4 protein-coding genes and 1 pseudogene are annotated in these 4574 nt (G+C 69.6%); all 5 read right to left on the reverse strand.

All coding sequences use genetic code 11. From position 1 onward, the window contains the following. A pseudogene (locus tag I6U14_RS17370) lies at positions 1 to 708 on the reverse strand (hypothetical protein); the annotation flags it as partial. A gap of 13 nt (positions 709 to 721) precedes the next feature. After that, positions 722 to 2293: a proton-conducting transporter membrane subunit gene (locus I6U14_RS17375; protein ID WP_296901030.1), complete on the reverse strand. Its 1572-nt coding sequence runs from the start codon at positions 2291 to 2293 to the stop codon at positions 722 to 724. Continuing rightward, a complete protein-coding gene (locus tag I6U14_RS17380; RefSeq protein WP_296901032.1) occupies positions 2290 to 3813 on the reverse strand; it encodes a proton-conducting transporter membrane subunit in 1524 nt (507 codons plus the stop codon). Before I6U14_RS17380 ends, I6U14_RS17375 begins: the two co-directional genes overlap by 4 nt. Positions 3814 to 3816: 3 nt before the next feature. Next, positions 3817 to 4104: a sodium:proton antiporter gene (locus I6U14_RS17385; protein ID WP_367115689.1), complete on the reverse strand. Its 288-nt coding sequence runs from the start codon at positions 4102 to 4104 to the stop codon at positions 3817 to 3819. 29 nt (positions 4105 to 4133) lie between these two features. Further along, on the reverse strand, positions 4134 to 4574 hold a 441-nt coding region (locus tag I6U14_RS17390; RefSeq protein WP_296901036.1), incomplete at its 5' end, for an MnhB domain-containing protein.

A 4574-nucleotide genomic window follows, 5' to 3' on the forward strand; every position in this document is an offset into this window, starting at 1 on the left:
GGCCAGGGTCGGCCCGAGCTGAGACGCGGGCGCGTTTGCCAGTGCCGGCGCCAGCCAGTAGTGCAGGCCCATCAGCCCCGCCTTGGCGCCGAAGCCGATGAGCAGCAGCGCCAGCACGATGTCATGGCCTTTGGCCTCGGCAAGCGCCGCACGCAGGGCATCGAAGTCCAGCCCGGCGCCGCCCTTTGCGAGCAGCCGCAGGGCTTCCAGGATGAGCAGATCCGCGATCACCACCGTGGCCAGCAGCACACGGGCGCCGCGGCCAGCACCGAGCAGCCCGTAGAGCGGATAGGTAGCCAGCACCGACGCCGCCAGGGCTGTGGGCAGATCGCCGGCTACCGGCAGCCACAGGGCACCCGCCAGGGCCAGCAGCCAGGCGGCGGCGCGGCGCGGCTCACCGAGCCAGTCCCGCGCGAGCCAGCTACCGGCGAGCCAGAGCAGCGCCACCGCCGCCAGCACCCAGCGGCCGGTGGCATCCAGCTGTAATGACCCGCCCAGCATCAGCCCGGGCAGCGGCAGCGTGGATGGCGGCGCAGCGAGTGCGAGGATCAGCGCGGGCAGGGCCGCCCAGGGCGCGAGCGGCGCGAAGGCGCGACGCAGCGGCGGCAGGAACAGTGCGGCGAGCAGCGCCAGCGGCCAGCCGGGTGCGAGCACCGGCAGCCAGGGCATGGGGCCGAGCCATGCCGCGTCCGCCCCGAGCCCGCTCATGGCCTACTCCCGCTCATGGATAATGGAACTCCCGCTCCGCGATGAGCAGCGACCATTCCAGCGCGGAGAAGGGCATCGAGGCGAAGAGGCCGACCAGCAGCGACAGCGCCGCGGTCACCAGCGGCGGCAGCAGCAGCAGCAGGCCGGTCTCCAGCTGCGGCGACCCGGCACCGGCGGCGGCCGTGCGCGGCTCGTCGCCAACTGCGTGCTCAGCGGAGCGCTCCGCCCAGGCGCCGCTGGGCTCTCGGAACCATGCCCGATGCAGGATGGGCAGGAAATAGGCTGCGTTCAGCAGGCTGCTCGCGGTGAGCACGTACAGCGGCCAGTGCACCCCGGCCTCCAGCGCCCCCAGGCCCAGGTACCACTTGCTGATAAAGCCCGCGATGGGCGGTACCCCGATCATGCCGAGCGCTGCGATGGTGAAAGCGACCATGGTGCCGGGCATGCGCCGGCCCACGCCGTTCATCTCGCTGACCTTGTGGATGCCGAGGGTCTCGGCGAGGTTGCCGGCGCAGAAGAACAGGGTGATCTTCATGATGCCCTGGTGCACCAGGTGCACGATGCCGCCGACGCTCGCGAGCGGACCGACGATGGCGACGCCGAGGACGATGTAGGACACCTGGCTGACGGTGGAGAAGGCGAGGCGACGCTTGAGGTCGTCCTGAAACAGCGCGCGCAGCGAGCCGTAGATGATGGTCACGGCGGCCACCAGGGCGAGCGGGCCGGTGAGGCCGAGCGCCGCCGCCTGCTCCACGCCGAAGACATCGTAGACGATGAGCACCACGCCGAAGGCTCCGGCCTTGACCACGGCCACCGCGTGTAAGAGCGCGCTCACCGGCGCCGGTGCCACCATGGCCCGCGGCAGCCAGCCATGGAGTGGCACCAGCGCCGCCTTGACGCCGACGCCGCCGATCAACAGCGCAAAGATCGCTGTCAGCGCCCCTGCATGGCTGCCGGCAATGTCGCTGACGAAGCCCCGCGGCGCAAAGGTCAGCGTCCCGGCCAGGGTGTAGAGCCAAACGGTGCCTGCCAGCAGCAGGGCGCCGGCGAGCATGGTGTGGGTGAGATAAACGATGCCGGCCTGGCGTGCGGCCTCGGTACCGCGGTGCACCACCAGCGGATAGGTGGTGAGGGTGAGCATCTCGAAGAACAGCAGGAAGGTGAGCAGGTTTCCCGCCATGGCCACGCCTACCGTGGCGGTCACGCAGAGGCTGAAAAAACCGAAGAAGCGCGAGCGATGCGGCGACTGCTCCAGGTAACCCACCGCGTAGACCGTCGTCAGCAGCCACAGCCCTGCTGAGAGCACCAGGAACAGCAGCGACAGCGCCCCCACCCGCAGCGTGAGATCCAGGTCGTCCACAAGCGGCAGCCGCAGCTCGTAGCGCTGCCCGTGATAGACGCCCCAGATCATCCAGGCCACGAAGCCCAGCTTCAGGAAGGCGCCGCCCAGGTTCAGTGCTGTGCGCGTGCGCACCCGTGCCTCGCCCAAGAAGAAGATCACCAGCCCCGGCAGCAGCGAGCTTGCGAGCACCAGCAGGGGCAGCAGCGCATCGGCGGGAAGTTGGGGGTCGAACAGCGGGCTCATGCGTAACCCTCGGCCATCAGCGTCACCGCGGCCGATGCTGCCGAGGCGGTTCCCACCTGCAATAAAGGCGAGATCAGCGGCAGCGTCAGGCCCAGCACGATGGCCGCTACCGCCAGGAATATCGCGCTCCACTCCATGTCCGGTGGCACCGATCGCACGCGGCGCTCTCGCTCGGCAGGGGTGAAGGCGTGGCCGACGACCTTGAAGACATAGGCCGCTGCTAGCGCGCCGCCCAGCAGGATTACCGTCGCCAGGAGGAAGCGCTCCTGTTCAAAGGCGGCCTTGAGCAGCAGCCATTTGCCGATGAACCCGCCACTCGGCGGCAGACCCATGATGCTGACGCCCGCGAGCGCAAAGGCGGTAAGCGTGAGCGGCAGCCGGTGCACGGCGCTGTCTAGCTCGGCGATGCGGTCGTGCCCGCCGAAGCGCAGGAGGTTGCCGGCGCAGAGAAACATGGCCGCCTTGGCGAGGCCATGCGCCAGCGCCAGGTAGAGCGCGCCGGTCCAGGCGACGGCGTCGCCTGTCAGCGCCAGCGGAAAGGCCAGGAAGAGATAGCCAATCTGGGCCACCGTGGAATAGGCGATGAGCAGCTTCAACCGCTCCTGTCGCAAAGCCAGCACGGAGCCCCAGACGACGCCTGCTGCCCCAAGCGCGCCCAGCAGCTCCGCGACCCAGCGCCCACCGCCGTCTCCGTCGCCTCCGCCGAGCACATCCAGCCACAGCCGCAGCACCAGGTAGAACGAGGCTTTGACCACCAGCGCCGACAGCACCGCGCTCACCGGTGCGGGCGCGCTACCGTGCGCCGGCGGCAGCCAAACATGGAAGGGGAAGAGCGCGGTCTTGAGCAGAAGGCCGGCTATCATCGCCGCCAGCGCCACCTGCATCGCCGGGCGCGGCGCATCCGGTACGCAGGCGGCCACCAGGCCGATGTCGACGCTGCCGCAGCCGTGGTAGACCAGGGCCACACCGAGGAGGTAGGAGAGGGACCCGAGCACGCTCACCAGCAGATAGCGGATAGCGCCGTTGAGCGCCGCGGCGCCCCCGCCGAGCGCCGTCAGGCTTACTGCGGAAAAGCCCAGCAGCTCCAGCGTGACATATAGGTTGAACAGGTCCGCGGACAAAAAGAGCGCGTTCAGCGCTGCCCAGAGCATAAGCCACAGGGGCCAGAAGTAGGCTCGTTCATGGGCTTCATGGCGGAAATAGGCCGCGGCGTAGAGGCTGACCATGACACCTACTATCGCTGTCATCGCCATCAGGGCGGCGCTCAATCCGTCGGCCCGCCACAGGATGCCCAGCGGTGTGGCCCAGCCCCCAAGCAGGGTGCGTGTCGTGCCCTCCGCCATGACCTCCCGCGTCAGCGCGAGTGCCGCTACGGCGGTAAGCGTCGCGGCAATCAGGCCCAGAGGCGAAGCCAGCCGAGGCAACAGGAAGGAGAGCAGCGCAGCCGAGAGTGGCACGAAGACCGCGGCCAGCATCCAATGCGGGCCGGACCAGCCCGGCCCGAGCAGCTCCAGCGGCATCACTCAGCGGCCCACGTCGTCGTTAAGGGTAGTACGCCCAGTGAGCGCGCGCTGCCGCACAATAAGCGCCAGCGCCAGGCCGGTGGCGGCGACGGCGACCACGATACCCGTCAGCACCATAGCCTGCGGCACTGGGTCCGCAGCCAAAGGTGCATCCTCGCCCGGAGCGCGCCGGGCTAGGCCGATGAAGACCAGGAAGACACCGCTGCTCATGACATTGAGGGCCAGCACCTTGCGCAGCAGATGGGCATGCACAATGAGCGCATACAGGCCCATCACTACCAGCGCCATGCCCACCAGCGCCCAGAACACTGGCTGCGTCACGGTCGGCCTCCGGCGAAGAGTGCCGCCAGCACGACGCCGATGGAAAGCATGGCGGCGAGCTCGATGGTGAGGATCAGCGTCTTCGCCTGTGCCGGGGGCCAATCCAACGGCGCGCCGCCCGGCAGCAGGCCTGCGGCGACCCCGAGCGCGGCGAACACGGCCACCCCGAGCACCGTCACCAGACGCAGCGCCAAACCGCTCGCCCGCCTGGGCAGCGGGTGCCCGCTCAGACACAACAGGATGCCGACGCCGCCTAGCAGGGAGCCCGCCTGGAAGGCGCCGCCGGGGGCATGGGCACCGCCCCAGAGCAGGTAGCCCGCCACCAGCACCATCAACGGCGCCAGCAGTCGCGGCAGCTGGCGCAGCAGCGGGCCCGGCGCATTACCGGCACAAGCCCGCGCCCGGCCGACGGACCAGGCGCCCATTACTGCGAGCTT

Origin of the sequence: Thiohalocapsa sp., from assembly GCF_019695415.1 — a bacterium.
GTDB lineage: Bacteria > Pseudomonadota > Gammaproteobacteria > Chromatiales > Chromatiaceae > Thiohalocapsa.

Coding starts and splice junctions, on each gene's coding strand:
- I6U14_RS17375 (WP_296901030.1), bottom strand. CDS start 2,293: ATGAGCCCGCTGTTCGACCCCCAACTTCCCGCCGATGCGCTGCTGCCC.
- I6U14_RS17380 (WP_296901032.1), bottom strand. CDS start 3,813: ATGCCGCTGGAGCTGCTCGGGCCGGGCTGGTCCGGCCCGCATTGGATG.
- I6U14_RS17385 (WP_367115689.1), bottom strand. CDS start 4,104: ATGGCGCTGGTAGTGATGGGCCTGTATGCGCTCATTGTGCATGCCCAT.